Below are 19272 nucleotides of genomic sequence, written 5' to 3'. Positions count from 1 at the left end.
CGAAGAGTCTCGTCTCAGCGCTCGTCCCTGACCTGCACCTTGCCGTCCTCCACCCGGACCGGAAAGGTCGCCACGGGCTCATAGGCAGGCGGGCACAGCGCCTCGCCCGTCAGCAGGGAAAAGTGCGAGCCGTGGCGCGGGCAGACGACCTCCTGGCCTTCCAGGTCGCCGCCGCAAAGCGGCTCGGCCTCGTGCGAGCAGAGGGCCTCGATGGCGTAGTAATTGCCATCCACATTGAATACCGCGACCTCTACGCCACCGACATCGACGTTGCGGCAGGTGCCCGGCGCGAAGTCCTCGGCGCGGGCGACATCGATCCACTCGCTCATCTCAGATCAGCCCCAGTTCCAGGCGGGCCGCCTCGCTCATTCGTTCTCTCGACCAGGGCGGCTCCCATACCAGTTCAACCTCGACTTCGTTCACCCCGCTGGCTTCCATCACGGCGTCCTGCACCACACTCGGGAAGGCCTGCGCCACCGGGCAGCCCGGTGCGGTCAGCGTCATCCGGATGCCCACCTTGCCGCTGGCTTCGTCCGCCGATAACTGGTAGACCAGGCCAAGGTCGTAGATGTTGACCGGGATCTCGGGGTCGTACACCGTACGCAAGGCCGCTATCACCCGCCCCTCGAGGCTGTCCGATTCGGGCTCGAGCCTGTCTTCGTGTTCCTCAGCCTTGCGCAGCCAATCGATCATGCTCATTGTTTCACTCCGTTGAGACCGGCCTGGTGGTGTTATCCAAAGCGGCTTGCATGGTATGCCAGGCCAGGGTCGCGCACTTCACGCGTGCCGGGAACTCACGCACGCCGGCCAGGACCTCCAGCTTGCCCATCGGCACACCGGCCTGCTCCGGCACGCCGGTCACCAGCGCGTGAAAGCCCGAGAACAGCGCCCGTGCCTCTGCCTCGGTCTTGCCCTTGAGCGCTTCTGTCATCAGCGAGGCCGAGGCGGTGGAGATGGCACAGCCCGAGCCCTCGAAGCTGGCGTCCTCGATCACCCCGTCGCGGATGCTCAGGTACAGCGTCAGCCGGTCGCCGCACAGCGGGTTAAAGCCCTCGGCGCTGCGGTTCGCTACCGCCAGCCGCCCGAAATTGCGCGGCGAGCGGCTGTGGTCGACCACCACTTCCTGGTAAAGGTTGCGCAGGTCGGACATCAGGCGAATACCTCCTGCGCCGCGCGCACCGCAGCAAACAGCGCATCCACTTCTTCACGCGTGTTATACAGCGCGAAGGAAGCGCGCACCGTGGCAGGCACGCCGAAACGCTCCATCACGGGCATGGCGCAATGGTGGCCGGCACGGACCGCCACGCCGTGCTGATCGAGGATGCTGCCGACATCGTGGGCATGGATGCCGTCCAGGGTGAACGAGAGGATGCTCGCCTTGTTGGCAGCCGTGCCGATCATGCGCAGCCCGGAGACCTTCCCCGCCCGCGCGCTGGCGTACGCGAGCAGCGCATGCTCGTGAGCGGCGATGGCCTCCAGGCCGACCGCGCGCACATACCCGATGGCCGCGCCAAGGCCGATGACGCCGGCGATATTGGGGGTGCCGGCCTCGAACTTGTAGGGAATATCGTTGTAAGTGGTTTTATGGAACGTGACCTCGCGGATCATGTCCCCGCCGCCCTGGTAAGGCGGCATGGCATCGAGCAGCGCAGCCTTGCCATAGAGCACGCCGACGCCGGTGGGGCCGTAGAGCTTGTGCCCGGAGAAGGCGTAGAAATCGCAATCGAGGTCCTGTACGTCGACCTTGAGGTGCGGCACCGCCTGGGCGCCATCGATCAGCACCGGGATGTCCCGGGCATGCGCCAGCTCGATGATGTCTCGCACCGGGTTGACCGTGCCGAGCGCATTTGAGAGGTGCGCCAACGCGACCAGCCTGGTGCGGGGGCCGAGCAATTGCGCGAACTGTTCCAGCATCAACTCGCCGGCATCGTTGATCGGCGCGACCTGCAGCAAGGCGCCGGTGCGCTGGCACGCCAGTTGCCACGGCACGATATTGGAGTGGTGCTCCATCGCGCTGATCAGGATCTCGTCGCCCGGGCGCAGGCGCTGGCCAAAGCTTGCCGCCACCAGGTTGATCGCCTCGGTGGTGCCGCGCACGAACACGATTTCCTCGCGCCGGGCCGCGTTGATCAGGTCTCGCACGGCGTCGCGCGCGGCTTCGTAGGCATCGGTGGCGCGCTGGCTCAGGGTGTGCAGGCCGCGGTGGATGTTGGCGTTGAGCGCGCTGTAGTAACGCGCTTCGCAATGGATCACGCTTTGCGGCTTCTGGGTGGTGGCGGCGTTGTCCAGATAGACCAGCGGCTTGCCGTTGACGGTCTGGCGCAGGATGGGGAAATCCTGGCGCAGCCGCTCTACCTCCAGGCCGGCGGGCGGCACCGCGCGCCCCACGGCCATCAATTCATGCGCTGCCGTGTTCATGGCAACTCCTTCACAGGCTCCGGCAGCTTGCCGCGCAGGAGCGCTTCCAGCCGCGTGCGCAATGGGGCAGAGCCGAGCCGCTTGACGACCTCTTCGGCAAAGGCAAAGGTCAGCAGGGCACGCGCCGCGGCATCGTCCATCCCACGCGAGCGCAGGTAGTAGATCTGCTCGGCATCGAGCTGGCCGACGGTGGCGCCGTGGCCGCATTTGACGTCGTCGGCATAGATCTCCAGCTGCGGCTTGGTGTCGACCTCGGCCTGCTCGGACAGCAGCAGGTTGCGGTTGGACTGGTGGGCATCGCTGTGCTGGGCATCGGCATGCACCACCACCTTGCCGTTGAAGACGGCGCGCGAGGCGCCCGCCAGCACGCCCTTATACAACTCGCGACTCTTGCTGTGCGGGCTGGCGTGGTCGATGCGGGTGTGGTGGTCGATATGCTGCCGCCCGGCGGTCATATACAGCCCGTCCAGCGAACACTCGGTATGCTCGGCATTCAGCCCGATTTCGATGTCAACACGCGCGAGGGCGCTGCCGAGAGCAAACGAACTGGAGTCGAAGCGGCTTCCCTGCTGCTGGTCGAGGTGCACCCCGGCAATATGGAAGGCTTTGAGGCTCTCCTGCTGCAGCTTGTGATGTCCGACCTGCGCATCGCGCTCGGCAACGATGTCAGTGATGGCATTGGTGCAATAGCCCAGGCCATCCAGGCCCGCGTGGTGCTCCACAATGCAGACCCGGCTGCCGGCTTGCGCCACCACCACATTGCGCGCATGGGTTGCCAGTTCGCCGGCGGTGGCGAGGAACAGCAAGTGGATCGGCTGTTCGAGGACGGTGCCGGCCGCCACGCGGATATAGGCACCGTCGGTCATGAACGCCATGTTCAGGGCGGCGAAACCGGACGGGTAGTCGCCTGCGCCGCGCAGCAGTAGCGCTTCCAGGCAGTCCGGTGCGCGCTCCAGCATGGCGGCGAGGCTGGCGAGCTCCATCCCCTCAGGCAGGGCAGCGATGCGCGACCATTGCGGCTGGTGCACACCATTGACGAACACCATCAGGTGCGCGCCGGCCAGGGCCAACGCCTCGATCTGCGCCGCCACTGCAGTGTCCAGGCCGTCTGCGGCCTGTGGCAGAGCCACGGCAAAACGGCTTCTCTCGAGTGCCGCCACGTTGGTGTATTTCCAGTCCTCCTGCCGCAGCGTGGGGAACCCCGTATGGGCGAAATGATCCAGCGCCTGCCGGCGCGCGTGCTCGAGCCAGCTCAGGCGACGGCCCGGCAGCGCGGCCTCGACGCGGTCGAACTCGGCGAGATAGTGCTCCAGTCCGCTTGCGCTCATGCTGAAGACTCCATCCCGGTGACGGCTTGCGCCTCCATCGCGGCATAGCCGGTGCGCTCCAGTTCGCGCGCCAGCTCGGGGCCGCCGGACCTGGCGATGCGGCCGTGCGCAAGCACGTGGACCTGGTCCGGCACGATGTAATCGAGCAGGCGCTGGTAGTGCGTGACCAGCACAATGGCGCGTTGCGGGCTGCGCATGGCCTCGATGCCCCTGGCGACGATCTTGAGCGCATCGATGTCGAGGCCGGAGTCGGTCTCGTCGAGAATGGCGAGCCGGGGCTCCAGCACCGCCATCTGCAGGATCTCGTTGCGCTTCTTCTCGCCGCCGGAGAAGCCCTCGTTCACCGAGCGGTAAAGCAGGTCCTGGTCCATCTCCATGAGCTGGAGCTTGTCCTTGACCAGGGCGAGAAAATCCATGGCGTCCAGCTCCTGCTCGCCGCGGTGCTTGCGGATCGCGTTGAGCCCCGCCTTGAGGAGGTAGATATTCGAGACGCCGGGGATTTCCACCGGATACTGGAAGGCGAGGAAGATGCCCGCGCGGGCGCGCTCTTCCGGTGGCATCCCAAGCAGGTTCGTGCCGTCGTAAAGGACTTCGCCCGCAGTCACGGTAAAGCGGTCGCGCCCGGCCAGTACATGGGCCAGGGTGCTCTTGCCCGAACCGTTGGGGCCCATGATGGCGTGCACCTCGCCGGCCTGCACGCTGAGGTCGATGCCGTGCAGGATGGGCTTGTCGTCTACGCTGACGTGCAGCTTGCGAATCTCAAGCATGGCTGGCTTCTTCCTCCGATGCGCCTGCAGCGCGCCTCGTGCGCGCCACCCTTACCCGATACTGCCTTCCAGGCTCACGCCCAGCAGCTTCTGGGCTTCCACCGCGAATTCCATCGGCAGCTCCTTGAATACTTCCTTGCAGAATCCATTCACGATCATCGACACCGCATCCTCGGCGCTGACACCGCGGCTCTGGCAATAGAACAGCTGGTCCTCGCCGATGCGCGAAGTCGATGCCTCGTGCTCAACCTGGCCGGTGGCGTTCTTCACCTCGATATAAGGGAAGGTGTGGGCAGCGCATTTGTCGCCAAGCAGCAGCGAATCGCACTGCGAGTAGTTGCGCGCGCCGACTGCGCTCCTGGCCATCCTCACCAGCCCGCGGTAGGCATTCTGGCCATGACCGGCCGAAATGCCCTTGGAAAGGATGGTGCTCCTCGTATTCCTGCCAAGGTGGGTCATCTTGGTGCCGGTGTCCGCCTGCTGGTAGTGATTGGTCAGCGCGACCGAATAGAACTCGCCGACCGAATCGTCGCCCTGCAGGATCACGCTTGGATACTTCCACGTAATGGCGGAGCCGGTCTCCACCTGGGTCCAGGAAATCTTCGAGCGCGCGCCGCGGCAATCGCCGCGCTTGGTGACGAAGTTGTAGATGCCGCCCTTGCCTTCCTTGTCGCCCGGATACCAGTTCTGCACGGTCGAGTATTTGATCTGTGCATCTTCCAGCGCGATCAGCTCCACCACCGCGGCATGCAGCTGGTTCTCGTCGCGCATCGGCGCGGTGCAACCCTCCAGATAGCTGACGTAAGCGCCCTGGTCGGCGATGATCAGGGTGCGCTCGAACTGGCCGGTGTTGCTGGCATTGATGCGGAAGTAGGTCGACAGCTCCATCGGGCAGCGTACCCCGGGCGGGATATAGCAGAACGAGCCGTCGCTGAACACGGCGGAGTTGAGCGAGGCGAAGAAGTTGTCGGTATAGGGCACGACCGAGCCGAGATACTGCTGCACCAGCGCCGGATGCTCCCGCACCGCCTCGGAAAACGAGCAGAAGATGATGCCGAGCTCGCCCAGTTTCTGCTTGAAGGTGGTGGCCACCGAGACGCTGTCGAATACCGCGTCCACCGCCACGCCTGCCAGCAGTTCACGTTCGTGCAGGGGCACGCCCAGCTTTTCGTAGGTACGCAACAACTCCGGATCGACTTCGTCCAGCGTCTTCGGTCCCGCTTTCTGGGAGCGCGGCGCGGCATAGTATGCGATCGCCTGGTAGTCGATGGGCGGGTGCTTGACCGTCGCCCAGTGCGGCTCGGACATCGTCAGCCAGTGGCGGAAGGCCTTGAGACGCCACTCCCGCATGAATTCCGGCTCGCCCTTGATGGCCGAGATCATGCGGATCACGTCCTCATTCAGCCCGCACGGCACCGTGTCCGTCTCCACGGGCGTGTAGAAGCCATGCTTATAGCCTTGGCTGATCAGTTCATCGAGCTTGCGTGCCGGGGTTGCCATGTTCTGCTTCGCTTGCCACTGTTATCGACGTCACGAAATGCCAGCTTGCGGCCCGTGTGCGCGTCGGGCGTGCAAGGCGCCAATATCTACCGCGTGCAATACCGGTTGTGCCATATCTGCCAGTGTCACGCCGTCAAGCACCATAAAGATCACTCTATTGATCGATTGCCAGTTGGCGCGGATGGCGCACAGCCCTTCCTGCGCACACAGGCCGGCAGCGACGCTGCACTCGGTCACGCCGGCCGGGCCTTCCATGGCGTCGATCACCTGTGCGATCGAAATCTGTTCCGGCGGTCGTGCCAGCAGATAGCCGCCATTGGCGCCGCGCAATGACTGCAGCAAGTGGTGCCTTGCCAGCGTCTTCAGGATCTTGCTTGCCGTCGGTACAGACACGCCGATTGCGGCGGCGAGTTCGGCGGCACTGTAAATCCGGCCCGGGTTTCGCGCCAGGTGCGTCATGATCACCGTGCCGTAGTCGGTCAGCTTGCTGAGTCTGAGCATCGTCGCCACCAGTATTTGTCAATTAGAACCAAATCAGTCCTCAATTGTTCCAGCATCCCTGTTTCGCGCCAGGCCAGGATCTTGGATCCGCTATCACCAGGTCACCGTCGACGGTGTATAGATGAGTAGCCGCAGCTATGGGGGCATGCGAGCCCCGAGAGCGGCGAGGAGACTCAGACATGGTCAACCAACCTGTTACCGTCATCACTGGCGCAAGCCGCGGCTTGGGCCGCGCGGCCGCGTGCCGGCTGGCCACCGTGGAAGGCCATCTGGTCGTCGCCACGGCGCGCAGGCCGACGGACCTCGAGTTGCTGGAGACAGAGCTCCGGCTTGAGGGTCATCCGATCGCTTGCCATCCCCTTGACGTTACGGAAGACAGTTCGGCGGCTGCGCTGGCCAGCTGGCTGACCGAACGCTTCGGTCGCGTGGACGCGCTGATCAACAACGCTGGTGTATCGCTCGACCACTACGACACCAGCCTGCTCGAAATGCCGCTCGAGACGCTGCGCCGTACCTTGGATATCAATCTTTTCGGCGTGCTCCGGATCACACAGGCGTTAGCGCCGCTGCTGCGCGCCAGCCGCGCCGGCCGGGTGGTCAACCTGGCTTCGGGCATGGGACAGCTGGCGGAAATGGGGAGCGGCGTGCCAGCCTACCGAATCTCGAAAACGGCGCTGAACGCCGTCACACGCATCCTGGCCGCCGAAATGACCGACAGCGGCGTCAAGGTCAACTCAGTGTGCCCCGGCTGGTGTCGCACCGACCTGGGCGGCCCCGATGCGCCGCGCTCGCCCGAGCAGGGCATCGACTCCGTGGTGTGGCTGGCAACGCTGCCCGACGATGGCCCCACCGGTGGCTTCTTCCGCGATCGCCAGTCGATTCCATGGTAGCCAGATTCGGATTGACCTGATTGTCTCCCGTCCTATAATTCAAGTGCTGACTGAGACACGCTTTGACAAAGCGAAGGTAGGTCAGCGAAACGATCGTGTTTCCTATATGAAGCGTGATCGTGCAGGCCTCACAAGCCTGCAGGTCCGAACCGGATCATGAGTTGCTGACCCGGTTCGGACGCAGACGCCCACGGTTGGAAGCACCGAGCACCTGTAGCAGGTGCTTTTTTGTATGGTTCATCGAGGTATGCCGGGGAGCCTCGCGCTTGCCGCGCGCCTTGTTCTGCGTCACAGCTGTCCCCACTGGCCTGCCTGAAGATCATGACGAGAAACCGGCTCGCCACAGAAACCTCGCCTTACCTCCGGCAACACGCGGAGAATCCGGTCGACTGGTATCCCTGGTGCGAAGAGGCGTTTCGCCGCGCGCGCGACGAGGACAAGCCGGTACTGCTTTCCGTCGGCTACGCCACATGCCATTGGTGCCATGTCATGGCGCACGAATCGTTCGAGAATCCCCGGATCGCCGGCCTGATGAACGAGCGTTTCATCAGCATCAAGGTTGACCGGCAGGAACGCCCCGACCTCGACGACGTTTACCAGAAAGTTCCCCAGATGATGGGACAGGGGGGCGGCTGGCCGCTCACGGTGTTCCTGACGCCGCAAGGAGAGCCGTTCTTTGGTGGCACCTACTTTCCGCCGGATGACCGCTACGGGCGCCCCGGCTTGGAACGTGTGCTGCTGAGCCTGAGCGAAGCCTGGACGCATCGGCGCGAGGAACTGCACGACACCATCGCGCGGTTTCAGCAGGGGTTCCGGCAGCTAGAAGACGCGGACCTCAGCCGTGAAGCCGCGGAAGTCGAGGATCTGCCCGCGCAGACAGCCCTCGCCCTCGCGCGAAATACGGATCCGATCCACGGCGGGTTAGGCGGAGCGCCCAAGTTTCCCAACGCAAGCGCCTACGACCTCGTGCTGCGCATCTATCAACGAACTCGTGAACCCGCGCTGCTTGAAGCGCTGGAGCGCACGCTCGACGGCATGGCGGCCGGCGGCATCCATGACCAGCTCGGTGGTGGGTTCGCCCGCTACAGTGTCGATGAACGCTGGGTCGTGCCCCACTTCGAAAAGATGCTTTACGACAACGGCCAGCTCGTCAAACTGTACGCGGACGCCTATCGCCTGACCGGCAAGCAAGCCTGGCGCCGCGTATTCGAGGGAACTATCGCATACATTCTGCGGGACATGACGCACCCCGATGGCGGCTTTTACGCTGGCGAAGATGCCGACAGCGAAGGCGAGGAAGGCCGCTTTTATGCCTGGACGCCGGCCGAGGTGAAAGCTGTCCTGGGCGAATCCGAGGGGGCCCAGGCATGTCGCGCCTATGGCGTGACCGACGGCGGGAACTTTGCACCCGGCAGATCGGTGCTCCACCGTGCGGTCACGCTGCCCGCCCTGGAGGAGGCGCGACTCGAAGGCTGGCGCAATCGGCTGTTGGCAGCACGCGCCCAGCGTGTGCGCCCCGGCCGTGACGAGAACATTCTCGCCGGCTGGAACGGTCTCATGATCCAGGGGCTCTGCGCGGCTTACCAGGCGACGGGCAACCCCGCACACCTCTGCGCCGCAAGGCGTGCCGCCAGCTTTATCGAGGATAAGCTCGCCATGCCGGACGGCGGCGTGTACCGGTACTGGAAGGACGGCACAGTCAAGGTACCAGGGTTCCTGGAGGACTATGCCTTCCTGGCCAGCGCTCTGATCGACCTCTACGAATCCTGCTTCGACAGGCGATACCTTGATCGCGCAGCCGAACTGGTGGCACTGATACTCGATAAGTTCTGGGAAGACGGGCTTTATTTCACGTCCCACGATGCCGAGCCATTGGTGCACAGGCCTCGCGCGCCGTACGACAGCGCCTGGCCGTCGGGCATTTCAGCCAGCGTGTTCTCCTTCCTGCGCTTGCATGAACTCACCGGCGAGGATCGCTATCGCGACTTCGCCGAGCAAGAGTTCCAGGGATATGGGGCTGCCGCCACCGCGGCCCCGGCCGGCTTCGTGCACCTCCTGGCCGCCAGGGACTTCGCGCAGCGCGGCGCGCTCGGGATCATATTTGCCGGCGATAAGGCGGCTGCCGCCCCATTGGTAAAAAGCGTTCACCGTGCCTACCTTCCGGCACGCGTCCTGGCATTCGCCGAAGACGTTCCGGTCGGCCAGGGGCGGCACCCGGTCGACGGCCGGCCGGCAGCCTACGTGTGCCGACATCGCACCTGTACCGCACCGGTAACCAGTGGCCAGGCGCTCCTTGAACGCTGCATGGCGTGACTGTCACGATGCGACTCGGCCTTTGCCGCGATTCCTGGGGGTCCGCAAACCAAATTGGGATTGCTCATGACGCCGCTTCGAGCGCGAGCGCCGGTTTCCTGCAGGCGGCCCTCCAGCAACCAGCCCTTCGATGCGCTCGGTCTCGAGCGCATAGCGCAGCGTGCAGCGGCGGATAGTGCGCAGGCACGCGACCCAGGTTGCGCGCCTCCGACATATATACACAAAAAGTGTCAATAACTAACCAATAATATATTGGACGTGATCTAGCTGCAGCCATATTCTCCAGCAGACCCCAACAACGGGCGCGGAAATGACCATGGCAAGCAATCTCATTCTTGAAACCGTCGGACTGAGGAAGGAGTTCAAGGGATTCGTCGCCGTAAACGACGTCAGCCTCAAGGTCAGGCGTGGACACATCCACGCACTGATCGGTCCGAACGGTGCAGGCAAGACCACCTGCTTCAACCTCCTTACCAAGTTCCTGGATCCCACGCGCGGCACCATCCGGTTCAACGGTGCCGAGATCACCGGCGATAAGCCGGCGCAGGTCGCGCGCCGGGGCGTGGTGCGCTCCTTCCAGATCTCGGCGGTGTTTCCGCACCTGACCGTGCTTGACAACGTGCGTATCCCGCTGCAGCGCAGGCTCGGGATTTCCTTCCAGTTCTGGCGCTCGCCGAAAGTCCTCGCATCGCTCGATGACAGGGCCATGGCATTGCTCGCCGACGTCGGACTGGAGGACTTCGCCGACATGACGACCGCCGAGATGCCGTACGGCCGCAAGCGGGCGCTGGAAATCGCCACCACGCTGGCCCTCGACCCCGAGCTGATGCTGCTCGACGAGCCTACGCAGGGCATGGGCCACGAAGACGTTGACCGCGTCATGCAGCTCATCAAGAAGGTCTCGGCCAATCGCAGCATCCTGATGGTGGAGCACAACATGAAAGTGGTGTCCGGCATCTGCGACGCCATCACGGTGCTGGCGCGCGGCAGCGTGCTGGCCGAGGGCACATACGCGGAAGTCTCCGCCAACCCGCAGGTCATCGAGGCCTATATGGGCAGCGCTGATGCCGCGCTTGTGGAGCCGGGAGGGCATTGATCATGGCGACGGAATACCTGCGGGTCACCGACCTCCATGCCTTCTACGGCGAATCGCACATCCTGCACGGCATCGACTTGCTGGTGAACGAGGGAGAGTGCGTGACCCTGCTCGGCCGCAACGGGGCAGGCCGTACCACCACCCTGCGCGCCATCATGGGCCTGACGGGGCGTCGCGCCGGCTCGGTCATGATCGACGGCCGCGAGGCAATCGGCATGCCGGCCCATCGCATCGCGCGTCTCGGCGTCGGCTTCTGCCCGGAGGAGCGGGCGATTTACTCCAGCCTCTCGTGCGAGGAGAACCTCCTGCTGCCGCCGCAGGTGGGCGGCGGCGGGATGAGCCTCGACGAGATCTACGCGATGTTCCCCAATCTCCACGAGCGGCGGCATAGCCAGGGCACGCGGCTCTCGGGCGGCGAGCAACAGATGCTGGCGATGGCGCGCATCCTGCGCACCGGAGCGCGGTTGCTGCTGCTGGACGAGATCTCCGAGGGACTGGCGCCGGTGATCGTGCAGAAGCTCGCGGAGGTCATCCGCGACCTCAAGGCAAAGGGCTACACGATCGTGCTGGTGGAGCAGAACTTCCGGTTCGCCGCGCCGCTGGCCGACCGCATGTACGTGGTGGAGCACGGCCAAATCGCCGCGGAGATCCACCAGCACGAGATTCACGAGAAGCAGCACCTGCTCCAGGAACTCCTGGGTGTCTGAGACCGCTGCGGAGGAGACAATATGACAACGATTCTGGGAGTCCCGCTACAGGGGCTGTTGGGGCAACTCGTGCTCGGGCTGGTAAACGGCTCGTTTTACGCGATTCTCAGCCTCGGGCTTGCCGTGATCTTCGGCATGCTCAACATCATCAACTTTGCCCACGGCGCGATGTTCATGGTGGGCGCATTTGTCGCCTGGGCGGGCCTGGAGTATCTCGGCGTCAGCTACTGGTGGTCGCTGCTGGCGGCGCCGGTGCTGGTAGGGCTGATGGGTATCGCCATCGAGCGCGGCCTGCTGCGGTGGCTGTACAAGCTCGACCACCTGTACGGGCTGCTGCTGACCTTCGGGCTGGCGCTCATTATCGAAGGTCTGTTCCGCTTCCAGTTCGGCGTCTCGGGGCAGCCGTATTCGATTCCCGACGAGGTGGCCGGCGCCTTCAACCTCGGCTTCATGATTCTGCCGAAATACCGCGCGTGGGTCATCGGCGGCTCGCTCACAGTGTGCCTGCTGACCTGGTTCACGATCGAGAAGACCCGCCTCGGCGCCTACCTGCGCGCCGCCACCGAGAACCCAAGCATTACCCAAGCCTTCGGCATCAATGTGCCGGTGATGGTGATGATGACCTATGCCTTCGGCGTGGGCCTGGCCGGGCTGGCCGGCGTGCTGGCAGCACCGACGGGGCAACTAAGTCCGCTGATGGGGTCGAACCTGATCATCGTCGTGTTCGCGGTGGTGGTGATCGGCGGCATGGGTTCCATCCTTGGCGCGATCGTCGCCGGGCTGGGGCTGGGCGTGGTCGAAGGACTGACCAAGGTGTTTTATCCAGAGGCGTCGGCCACGGTGGTTTTCGTGATCATGGTCATCGTGCTGATGGTTCGTCCGGCAGGCCTGTTTGGCAAGGAAAAGTGAGGTCGAGTATGAAAATGAGAAATCTTGGCTATGGTGTCCTGCTGCTGGGCGCGCTGGCGGCCCCGGCCGTGCTCTATCCGGTGATGCTGATGAAGGTGCTGTGCTTCGCCTTATTCGCCTGCGCCTTCAACTTGCTGCTCGGCTATGCCGGCCTGCTCTCGTTCGGCCATGCGGCGTTCCTCGGCACGGCGGCCTATATATCGGGCTACGGCATGAAGACCTGGGGGCTCACCCCGGAACTCGGCCTGCTGCTCGGCACGTTCGTCTCGGCTGCCGCGGGCTTTGTCGTCGGGGCGCTCGCTATTCGCCGGCAGGGCATCTACTTCGCGATGATCACGCTTGCCTTGGCACAGATGTTCTACTTCTTGTTCCTGCAGGCGCCGTTCACCGGCGGTGAGGATGGCATGCAGGCCATTCCGCGAGGCAGGCTGTTCGGCCTGATCGACCTGGCGTCGGACCAGCGCATGTACTACTTCGTGCTGGCGATCTTCCTGTTCACCTTCTGGCTGATCCATCGCATCATCCATTCGCCTTTCGGCCAGATTCTGAAGGCGATCCGCGAGAACGAGGCGCGCACCACTTCGCTGGGCTACGACGTCGCGCGCTACAAGCTGCTGGCCTTCGTCCTCTCGGCGGGCCTGGCCGGCCTTGCCGGGGCCACCAAGACCCTTGTCTTTCAGTTCGCCACACTGACCGACGCGCACTGGCACACCTCCGGCGAAGTCGTACTGATGACGCTGTTGGGCGGCCTTGGCACTGCCTTCGGCCCGGTGGTGGGCGCGGGCATCGTGGTCGCCATCCAGAACGCCTTGGCGGACAAGGTCGGTTCCATGATCACCGTGATCATGGGGAGCATCTTCGTCGTGTGCGTGCTTGCGTTCCGCCGCGGCATCGTCGGCGAGTTGAACGCGTTGTGCCAGAACATCGTGGGCAACCGCCGCGTCCGGCCCGCACCGCGCCGCGCTGCCGTGCCGGCACCAAGTCATGACGAAACGCCCGCCGGAGCGGGCGTGCATGCCCGGCGCGTGGAAGGAAAGGCATGAAATCAAGCGCTGAACGGAACACCCCATATATATCCCCACAGTAGAGGAGACACAGGATGAACAATCGCATCAAGCTGCTTTCGCTCGCCGCGCTGCTGGCGGCCTCGACGGCGCAGGCCGAGATCACGGGCGGCGTGGTCCGGATCGGCGTGCTCAACGATCAGACCGGAGTTTATGCCGGGCTGGCCGGTCCCGGTTCGGTCTGGGCCGCGAAGAAGGCGGTCCAGGACTTTGCGCCCGAGAAGCATGGTCTGAAGGTTGAGATCGTGGCCGCCGACCACCAGAATAAGCCGGACGTCGGGGCGAGCATCGCCCGCCGCTGGTTCGACGTGGACAAGGTGGACGCTATCGTCGACGTGCCGACCTCGTCGGTCGTCCTGGCGGTCAACCAGGTGGCCAAGGAGAAGAACAAGGTGATGATTGTCACCGGCGGCGGCACCTCCGACCTCACCGGCAAGGCCTGCACGCCCAACGCGATCCACTGGGCCTACGACACGTGGGCACTGGCGAATGGGACTGGTAAGGCGGTTGTCAAGTCGGGGGGCAAGAGTTGGTTCTTCGTGACTGCCGACTACGCCTTCGGCCACTCGCTCGAACGCGACACCGAGGCCGTTGTCGTCAAGAACGGTGGCAAGGTCCTCGGCAAGCTCCGGCATCCTTTCCCGGGCAACGATTTCTCCTCCTACCTGCTTCAGGCTCAGGCCTCGAAGGCGCAGGTAGTGGGCCTGGCCAACGCCGGGGGCGACACCATCGGCGCGGTCAAGCAGGCCGCCGAGTTCGGCGTGACCGCCGGCGGTCAGAAGCTGGCAGGCCTGCTCGTCTTCAGCAGCGACGTCCAGGCGCTCGGCCTCAAGGCTGCACAGGGCCTGTTGCTGAGCGAGACCTGGTATTGGGATATGACCGACGAGAACCGCAGGTTTGGCAAGGAATTCGCCGCCGCCAACAACGGCAAGTTCCCGACCATGGCGCAGGCGGGTACGTACTCGGCTGTGATCCACTACCTGAAGGCAGTAACGGCGATGAAGGCGGATGGCGACGGCGGCGCCGTGGTAGCGAAGATGAAGGCGATGCCCACCGACGACAAGCTGTTCGGCAAGGGCAGCATTCGCGAAGACGGCCGGAAGATCCACCCGCTCTATCTGTTCGAGGTGAAGAAGCCGTCGGAATCGAAGTATGCGGGCGACTTCTACAGGCTCATCGCCTCCATTCCCGCCAACGAGGCGTTCCGGCCGATGGAAGAAGGTAGCTGCCCGCTGGTTGGGAAGAAGACGTCATGAAGATCACCTGTCGCGAGACGACGCCCGAGGCGAGCGCCAGCTTCCGGGAGGCCATCGACCTCGGCATCGAAGGGCTGGGCTACGCCCTCACCGAGCGCAATGGCCGAGACCGCCCTGTTATCAGAACTTCCTCTCACGCCTGTTGCGGGCCGCCCTGGCCGACGGCAACTCGCTGGCGTTCGACCGCCACCTACGGCTGCCGCCTATTGCCGGCAGCCCGGCGCGACTGAACGGCCGCGCCATTCTCCGGGCCTCGCCAACGTTACAGCGGGCGAGGCCCGGGGAGCATGCTTTTCGCCGTCTCGATGAAAGCCGTCATCAGCGGCGTTGGGGTGCGCTGGCTATAGCCGAGCATGATCTCGACTGTTGGTTGCCGGCCTTTGATCGGCTTGTAGACGACGTGGTCGAACTTCATCTGCCGGACCGATGCCGGCACGAAGCCAATGCCCGCACCGGAGCTGACCAACCCGACCAGCGTGTAGACCTGCCCCACTTCAGACACGACCTTCGGCACGAAACCCGCCGACGCGCACATGCGCATGTTCATGGCGTGGAAGTCCGGCGCCGCCTCGGGCATGTACATGATGAAGGGCTCCTGCGCGCAATCCTTCAGCGAGATTGACTCCGCGTTCGCGAATGGGTGCCTTGCCGGCACAGCCAGCACGAACGGCTCTTCGAGGATGGTTTCCCACGTCACGTCCTCGAGGTCGGGCACGGGCCGCATGAAGGAGATATCCGCGTCACCCCGCCGCAGCGCTTCTGCCTGTTCAACGACCGGAAACCAGCGCAGCAGGATTTCCACGGAGGGAAAACGCTCCCGGTAGGCGCGCAGGATGGGCGGCAGCAGCGTATAGGACGTGTGCTCGAAGAAGCCGACCGTCAGCCGGCCAGTCTCACCGCGATGCGCGCGCTGCGTCTGGATGACCGCACTCTCGGTAGCGCGCAGGATCTGCCGCGCCTGCTCCAGGAAAATGCGACCCGCCTCGGTCAGCTCCACGTGCCGACGCGAGCGGTTCAGCAGTGTCACATCCATCTCCTCCTCGAGTTGGCGGATCTGCAGGCTCAGCGGCGGCTGGGCGATGTGCAGGCGCTCGGCCGCCCGCGTGAAGTTGAGTTCCTCGGCGACGGCGATGAAGTACCGGAGGTGGCGAAGATCCATCGCTATATCCTGTAAGTATAAAAGAGCGATTAATTATATATTGGACGCTAGTTTGCGCAATCCCTACGATTCCATGCATACCCCGCTCCGCGCTCCACGCCGAGGTCCGCAAGGCTGGCAGCGAAGACCGGACAAGCCAATGTATGCATGGAGACAAAACTATGGATTCCAGACTGATCGATGATGCGCTCGATCGCATCCTGCAACGCATCGATGCGACGATCGCGCAGGACGAGGCGGGCTTCCCGCACTATGGCAATCCGGCCGACGGCACCTGGACACGCTCCCCGGCCGGCGACTGGACCGGCGGCTTCTGGGTCGGGATGCTGTGGCTGGCTGCCTTGCGCACTGGCGAGCAGAAGTACCGCGACAGCGCCCGCATGTGGTCCGCACGGCTGGCGCCGCGGGTGGCGTCGAAGTCGGTGTTCAAAGGATTCCTCTTCTGGTACGGCGCGCAACTCGGCGGCTCGCTGCTGGCCGATCCGCAGGCCGCGGGGCTCGCCCTCGACGGCACCCGTGGCCTGGCGGAAATGTACAGCGAAGCGGCCCGCCTGATCCCGCTCGGCACCGAGGCCGAGGAGGCCTCCAGCGTGGGGACGAGCGAGGTCAACATCGATGCGATTCCGGGCACCGTGGCGCTGCTGCTGCGGCACGACGCCGCTCTAGGTACGGGCGAGATCGGCCGCCAGCACCTGCGCCAGCACATTGCCCTGTGCGTGCGGGAGGATGGCTCGGTTTGCCAGTCCGCCACATTCAACGCTGCCGATGGCTCGCTCGTGAAGCGCTACACGCACAAGGGCATCCATGACAGCAGCACGTGGGCCCGCGCCCAGGCGTGGGGCATGCTTGGCCTCGCACAGGCGCTGTCGTGCGGCGAGCAGGCGTTCAAATCCGACGCGATCCGCGTGGCAGATTGGTGGGTCGCGCACCTGCCCGCCGACCGCGTGGCCTTCTGGGATTTCGACGATCCCGCCATCCCGCACACTAACCGCGACACCTCGGCCACCGCCATCGCCGCCGCCAGCCTGCTCAAACTGGCCGCGCTTGTCCCGGAGCGCGCGGCGGTCTACCGCCAGGCTGCCGTCAACAGCATCGAGCAAGTCGTGACCCGCTTCCTGACCCCAATCGGTCCAGGCGATGAACGGCAGCCTGGCATCCTCACCGGCGGCTGCTTCAACAAGCGCAATAACGTCGCCGTAGACAACGAACTGGTTTGGGGCGACTACTTTCTCCTCGAATCCCTGCTCATCCTCGCGAGCAGGATCGACGCCACCCAGGTCTGAACCCCAATCCACTTCCGGAGAACCCACATGTCCGACATCAAGATCCCGCACGAAGGCAACGTATCCACCCTTATTGGCACGCACACCAGCTACACCCGCACCCTCGGCGAGTACGACATCTATGCCTTCGCCGGCATCAGCGGTGACAACCACCCCAACCACATGGACGACGAATACTGCAAGCGCATGGGCTTCGGCGGCCGCATCGCGCAGGGCGCCATGATGGTCGGTTTCATCGCCGGCGCCGTGACCAAGTATCTCGACATGATCCAGCGCCCGGCGGTCTCCTACGGCTACGACAACGTGCGCTTCACCAAGCCCGTTCGCATCGGAGACACCCTCACCGTGAACTACCGCATTGCCCGCGCCGACGACGAGAAGAAGCGCCTGTGGGCCGAGGCGACGCTACTCAACCAGCGGGGCGAGACGGTCTGCGTCGGTACCCACATCATCCATTTCCAGGCCTGAGCCCGGGTTGCGAGCGGCGAGAAAGGTGAGAGATCGCATGAGCAAGATCTGTACTGCGGCGCAGGCCGTTTCGGATATCCGGCCCGGTCAGAGCGTGGGCAGCGTCGGCGTGATCGGCTGGCTGACGCCGGACGCGTTGTTCCAGGCGCTGGCGCAACGCTTCCACGAGACTGGGTCGCCTCGTGACCTGACGTTCTTCTTCCCGGTCAGTGTCGGCGACGGCATTGGCATCCGCGGCATGGATCACGTAGCAGTCGAAGGGCTGATGAAGCGGATTGTGTCGGGCAACTTTACCAACGCGGTGAATCCGGCCACCGGCAAGCGCCCGGAGTTCATGCGCCTGATCCGCGAGAATCGGGTGGAAGCCTATTGCTGGCCGATCGGCGCCACCATGCACTGGCTGCGCGAAGTCGCCCGGCGCAGCCCAGGCTACCTGACCCGCATCGGCCTCGGCTCCTACATCGACCCGCGCCAGCAGGGCGGCAAGTATACGGCGCGCGCCACCGACGACCTGGTGCGGGTGCAGGAGCTGGACGGGAAGGAATACCTGTTCTATCCGAGCTGGCCGCTCGACGTGGGGTTCCTGCGTGCCACCAGTGCCGACGAGGACGGCAACCTGAGCTTCGAGGACGAGCCGATCACGTCGTGCGCGCTGGCCATGGCGCTGGCGGTGAAGGCGTCAGGCGGCACCGTGATCGCACAGGTGCGCAAGCTGGTGCCGCGCCACGCCCGGCCGGCGCACGCGGTGCGGATTCCCGGCGTGCTGGTGGATCGCGTCGTGGTGGAACCCGACGCCATGATGACCACCGACATCCGGTACGACGATGCCTATCTCGGCGGCCAGCTTTTCGACGGCCGCGCCTCGGACCGCCTGCCGCCCGGCGCCGACAAGGTGATCGCCCGGCGGGCGGCCCGGGAGGTCAGGCCCGGCGAGGTCAGCATCTTTGGCTTCGGTGCTTCGTCCGACGTGCCCACGGTGATGATGGAAGATGGCCTGTTCGCCGACGGCGGCCTGCGTCGCTACAGCTTTACCACCGAGCACGGCCCCTTCGGCGGCGTCGTGATGAGCGGCTGGCAATTCTCCGCCAACAAGTATCCGGAGGCCTTGATCGACGGCCCGTCGCAGTTCGACTTCATCGACGGCGGCAACTGCCCGATGGCGGCACTGGCATTTGCCCAGTTCGACCGGGCCGGGAACATCAACGTGAGCCGCTTCGGCGCGGCCAATCCGGGGCCGGGCGGCTTCATCGACATCGCCTACAACGCGCGCAAGCTGCTGTTCACCGGCACTTTCTCCACCGGTGGCCTCGTCGCCGACACTACCGCCGGCTTCCTGTCGGTCGGGCGTGAGGGGAGCGTGCGCAAGTTCGTCGAGCGCGTGGACGAGATCACCTATCCACTGGGGCGCAACGTGACCGAGCGCGGCCAGGAGGCCAAAGTCATCACCGAGCGCGCAGTTTTCTCAGTGGCGGCAGACGGACTGGTGCTGGAGGAGGTTGCGCCCGGTGTAGACGTCAGGTCCCAGGTACTAGACCTGATGGCCTTCCCTCCGGTGCGCGTGGCGGAGCCGCTTCCGCGCATGGACCCGACGCTATTCCGCGCCTGACGCATCG

Annotated in this window: 20 protein-coding genes; 11 read left to right on the top strand and 9 right to left on the bottom strand. The window is 64.6% G+C overall.

The genetic code is table 11. From position 1 onward, the window contains the following. Positions 1-14: 14 nt before the first annotated feature. From E0W60_RS28635 to E0W60_RS28600, 8 genes are read right to left on the bottom strand one after another with little or no spacing between them, the layout of a single operon-like run. Entirely contained in the window at positions 15-329 is a 315-nt protein-coding gene (locus E0W60_RS28635; RefSeq protein WP_133098060.1) for a Rieske (2Fe-2S) protein, read from the bottom strand. Between the two features lies 1 nt (position 330). Next, positions 331-699 carry an SUF system Fe-S cluster assembly protein gene (locus tag E0W60_RS28630; protein WP_135706414.1) on the bottom strand — a complete coding sequence of 123 codons (369 nt, stop codon included), beginning with the start codon at positions 697-699 and terminating at the stop codon, positions 331-333. A gap of 4 nt (positions 700-703) precedes the next feature. Continuing rightward, complete coding sequence (gene sufU / locus E0W60_RS28625; protein ID WP_135706413.1) at positions 704-1150, bottom strand: Fe-S cluster assembly sulfur transfer protein SufU; 447 nt, start codon at positions 1148-1150, stop codon at positions 704-706. Next, complete coding sequence (locus tag E0W60_RS28620; RefSeq protein ID WP_135706412.1) at positions 1150-2418, bottom strand: cysteine desulfurase; 1269 nt, start codon at positions 2416-2418, stop codon at positions 1150-1152. Before E0W60_RS28620 ends, sufU begins: the two co-directional genes overlap by 1 nt. Beyond that, positions 2415-3746 carry a Fe-S cluster assembly protein SufD gene (sufD, locus tag E0W60_RS28615; RefSeq protein ID WP_135706411.1) on the bottom strand — a complete coding sequence of 444 codons (1332 nt, stop codon included), beginning with the start codon at positions 3744-3746 and terminating at the stop codon, positions 2415-2417. The genes E0W60_RS28620 and sufD overlap by 4 nt, the downstream gene beginning before the upstream one ends. Next, positions 3743-4513, bottom strand: coding sequence for a Fe-S cluster assembly ATPase SufC (gene sufC / locus E0W60_RS28610; protein ID WP_133098055.1), 771 nt, complete (start codon positions 4511-4513; stop codon positions 3743-3745). Before sufC ends, sufD begins: the two co-directional genes overlap by 4 nt. 51 nt (positions 4514-4564) lie before the next feature. Then, the gene (sufB, locus tag E0W60_RS28605) at positions 4565-6013 is read right to left on the bottom strand and encodes a Fe-S cluster assembly protein SufB (protein ID WP_133098054.1); all 1449 of its coding nucleotides are present in this window, start codon (positions 6011-6013) and stop codon (positions 4565-4567) included. Positions 6014-6043: 30 nt separating this feature from the next. Next, positions 6044-6514 (bottom strand): SUF system Fe-S cluster assembly regulator, encoded by a 471-nt coding sequence (locus E0W60_RS28600; protein WP_133098108.1) that lies wholly within the window; start codon positions 6512-6514, stop codon positions 6044-6046. 179 nt (positions 6515-6693) lie between these two features. On the opposite strand from E0W60_RS28600, the gene E0W60_RS28595 reads away from it, so the two are divergent. The 8 genes from E0W60_RS28595 to E0W60_RS28560 all read left to right on the top strand — a co-directional run bounded on the left by E0W60_RS28595 (position 6694) and on the right by E0W60_RS28560 (position 14979). After that, positions 6694-7404: an SDR family oxidoreductase gene (locus E0W60_RS28595; RefSeq protein ID WP_135706410.1), complete on the top strand. Its 711-nt coding sequence runs from the start codon at positions 6694-6696 to the stop codon at positions 7402-7404. A gap of 321 nt (positions 7405-7725) precedes the next feature. Beyond that, positions 7726-9717 (top strand): thioredoxin domain-containing protein, encoded by a 1992-nt coding sequence (locus E0W60_RS28590; RefSeq protein WP_135706409.1) that lies wholly within the window; start codon positions 7726-7728, stop codon positions 9715-9717. Between the two features lie 316 nt (positions 9718-10033). Then, positions 10034-10813 carry an ABC transporter ATP-binding protein gene (locus tag E0W60_RS28585; RefSeq protein ID WP_135706408.1) on the top strand — a complete coding sequence of 260 codons (780 nt, stop codon included), beginning with the start codon at positions 10034-10036 and terminating at the stop codon, positions 10811-10813. Between the two features lie 2 nt (positions 10814-10815). Further along, entirely contained in the window at positions 10816-11520 is a 705-nt protein-coding gene (locus tag E0W60_RS28580; protein WP_133098049.1) for an ABC transporter ATP-binding protein, read from the top strand. Positions 11521-11541: 21 nt separating this feature from the next. Next, complete coding sequence (locus E0W60_RS28575) at positions 11542-12429, top strand: branched-chain amino acid ABC transporter permease (RefSeq protein WP_135706407.1); 888 nt, start codon at positions 11542-11544, stop codon at positions 12427-12429. Positions 12430-12443: 14 nt separating this feature from the next. After that, positions 12444-13472: a branched-chain amino acid ABC transporter permease gene (locus E0W60_RS28570; RefSeq protein ID WP_135707068.1), complete on the top strand. Its 1029-nt coding sequence runs from the start codon at positions 12444-12446 to the stop codon at positions 13470-13472. A 56-nt stretch (positions 13473-13528) separates the two neighbouring features. Next, positions 13529-14749 carry an ABC transporter substrate-binding protein gene (locus tag E0W60_RS28565; protein WP_135706406.1) on the top strand — a complete coding sequence of 407 codons (1221 nt, stop codon included), beginning with the start codon at positions 13529-13531 and terminating at the stop codon, positions 14747-14749. Further along, complete coding sequence (locus E0W60_RS28560) at positions 14746-14979, top strand: hypothetical protein (protein WP_133098046.1); 234 nt, start codon at positions 14746-14748, stop codon at positions 14977-14979. Before E0W60_RS28565 ends, E0W60_RS28560 begins: the two co-directional genes overlap by 4 nt. Positions 14980-15011: 32 nt before the next feature. On the opposite strand, the gene E0W60_RS28555 is transcribed toward E0W60_RS28560, so the two are convergent. Then, positions 15012-15908: a LysR family transcriptional regulator gene (locus E0W60_RS28555; protein WP_133098045.1), complete on the bottom strand. Its 897-nt coding sequence runs from the start codon at positions 15906-15908 to the stop codon at positions 15012-15014. A 161-nt stretch (positions 15909-16069) separates the two neighbouring features. Between E0W60_RS28555 and E0W60_RS28550 the strand changes: the two genes are divergently transcribed. Genes E0W60_RS28550 through E0W60_RS28540 form a run of 3 tightly spaced genes read left to right on the top strand, consistent with a single transcriptional unit; the run spans position 16070 to position 19265 of the window. After that, on the top strand, positions 16070-17191 hold the full coding sequence (locus tag E0W60_RS28550; RefSeq protein ID WP_135706405.1) for a glycoside hydrolase family 88 protein: 1122 nt from the start codon (positions 16070-16072) through the stop codon (positions 17189-17191). Positions 17192-17218: 27 nt separating this feature from the next. Next, on the top strand, positions 17219-17659 hold the full coding sequence (locus E0W60_RS28545) for a MaoC family dehydratase (protein WP_022538176.1): 441 nt from the start codon (positions 17219-17221) through the stop codon (positions 17657-17659). A 37-nt stretch (positions 17660-17696) separates the two neighbouring features. Then, positions 17697-19265 (top strand): acyl CoA:acetate/3-ketoacid CoA transferase, encoded by a 1569-nt coding sequence (locus E0W60_RS28540; protein WP_135706404.1) that lies wholly within the window; start codon positions 17697-17699, stop codon positions 19263-19265. Positions 19266-19272: the final 7 nt, after the last annotated feature.

Source organism: Cupriavidus oxalaticus, assembly GCF_004768545.1.
In the GTDB taxonomy this organism is placed as follows: Bacteria; Pseudomonadota; Gammaproteobacteria; order Burkholderiales; family Burkholderiaceae; genus Cupriavidus; species Cupriavidus oxalaticus_A.
The sequence above is the reverse complement of the archived record's forward strand: the minus strand, read 5'-3'. Positions and strand labels throughout refer to the sequence as shown.

Bases quoted from the DNA above. Each gene is read 5' to 3' on its own strand.
- E0W60_RS28635 (WP_133098060.1), bottom strand. From the start codon at position 329: ATGAGCGAGTGGATCGATGTCGCCCGCGCCGAGGACTTCGCGCCGGGC.
- E0W60_RS28630 (WP_135706414.1), bottom strand. From the start codon at position 699: ATGAGCATGATCGATTGGCTGCGCAAGGCTGAGGAACACGAAGACAGG.
- sufU (WP_135706413.1), bottom strand. From the start codon at position 1,150: ATGTCCGACCTGCGCAACCTTTACCAGGAAGTGGTGGTCGACCACAGC.
- E0W60_RS28620 (WP_135706412.1), bottom strand. From the start codon at position 2,418: ATGAACACGGCAGCGCATGAATTGATGGCCGTGGGGCGCGCGGTGCCG.
- sufD (WP_135706411.1), bottom strand. From the start codon at position 3,746: ATGAGCGCAAGCGGACTGGAGCACTATCTCGCCGAGTTCGACCGCGTC.
- sufC (WP_133098055.1), bottom strand. From the start codon at position 4,513: ATGCTTGAGATTCGCAAGCTGCACGTCAGCGTAGACGACAAGCCCATC.
- sufB (WP_133098054.1), bottom strand. From the start codon at position 6,013: ATGGCAACCCCGGCACGCAAGCTCGATGAACTGATCAGCCAAGGCTAT.
- E0W60_RS28600 (WP_133098108.1), bottom strand. From the start codon at position 6,514: ATGCTCAGACTCAGCAAGCTGACCGACTACGGCACGGTGATCATGACG.
- E0W60_RS28595 (WP_135706410.1), top strand. From the start codon at position 6,694: ATGGTCAACCAACCTGTTACCGTCATCACTGGCGCAAGCCGCGGCTTG.
- E0W60_RS28590 (WP_135706409.1), top strand. From the start codon at position 7,726: ATGACGAGAAACCGGCTCGCCACAGAAACCTCGCCTTACCTCCGGCAA.
- E0W60_RS28585 (WP_135706408.1), top strand. From the start codon at position 10,034: ATGGCAAGCAATCTCATTCTTGAAACCGTCGGACTGAGGAAGGAGTTC.
- E0W60_RS28580 (WP_133098049.1), top strand. From the start codon at position 10,816: ATGGCGACGGAATACCTGCGGGTCACCGACCTCCATGCCTTCTACGGC.
- E0W60_RS28575 (WP_135706407.1), top strand. From the start codon at position 11,542: ATGACAACGATTCTGGGAGTCCCGCTACAGGGGCTGTTGGGGCAACTC.
- E0W60_RS28570 (WP_135707068.1), top strand. From the start codon at position 12,444: ATGAGAAATCTTGGCTATGGTGTCCTGCTGCTGGGCGCGCTGGCGGCC.
- E0W60_RS28565 (WP_135706406.1), top strand. From the start codon at position 13,529: ATGAACAATCGCATCAAGCTGCTTTCGCTCGCCGCGCTGCTGGCGGCC.
- E0W60_RS28560 (WP_133098046.1), top strand. From the start codon at position 14,746: ATGAAGATCACCTGTCGCGAGACGACGCCCGAGGCGAGCGCCAGCTTC.
- E0W60_RS28555 (WP_133098045.1), bottom strand. From the start codon at position 15,908: ATGGATCTTCGCCACCTCCGGTACTTCATCGCCGTCGCCGAGGAACTC.
- E0W60_RS28550 (WP_135706405.1), top strand. From the start codon at position 16,070: ATGGATTCCAGACTGATCGATGATGCGCTCGATCGCATCCTGCAACGC.
- E0W60_RS28545 (WP_022538176.1), top strand. From the start codon at position 17,219: ATGTCCGACATCAAGATCCCGCACGAAGGCAACGTATCCACCCTTATT.
- E0W60_RS28540 (WP_135706404.1), top strand. From the start codon at position 17,697: ATGAGCAAGATCTGTACTGCGGCGCAGGCCGTTTCGGATATCCGGCCC.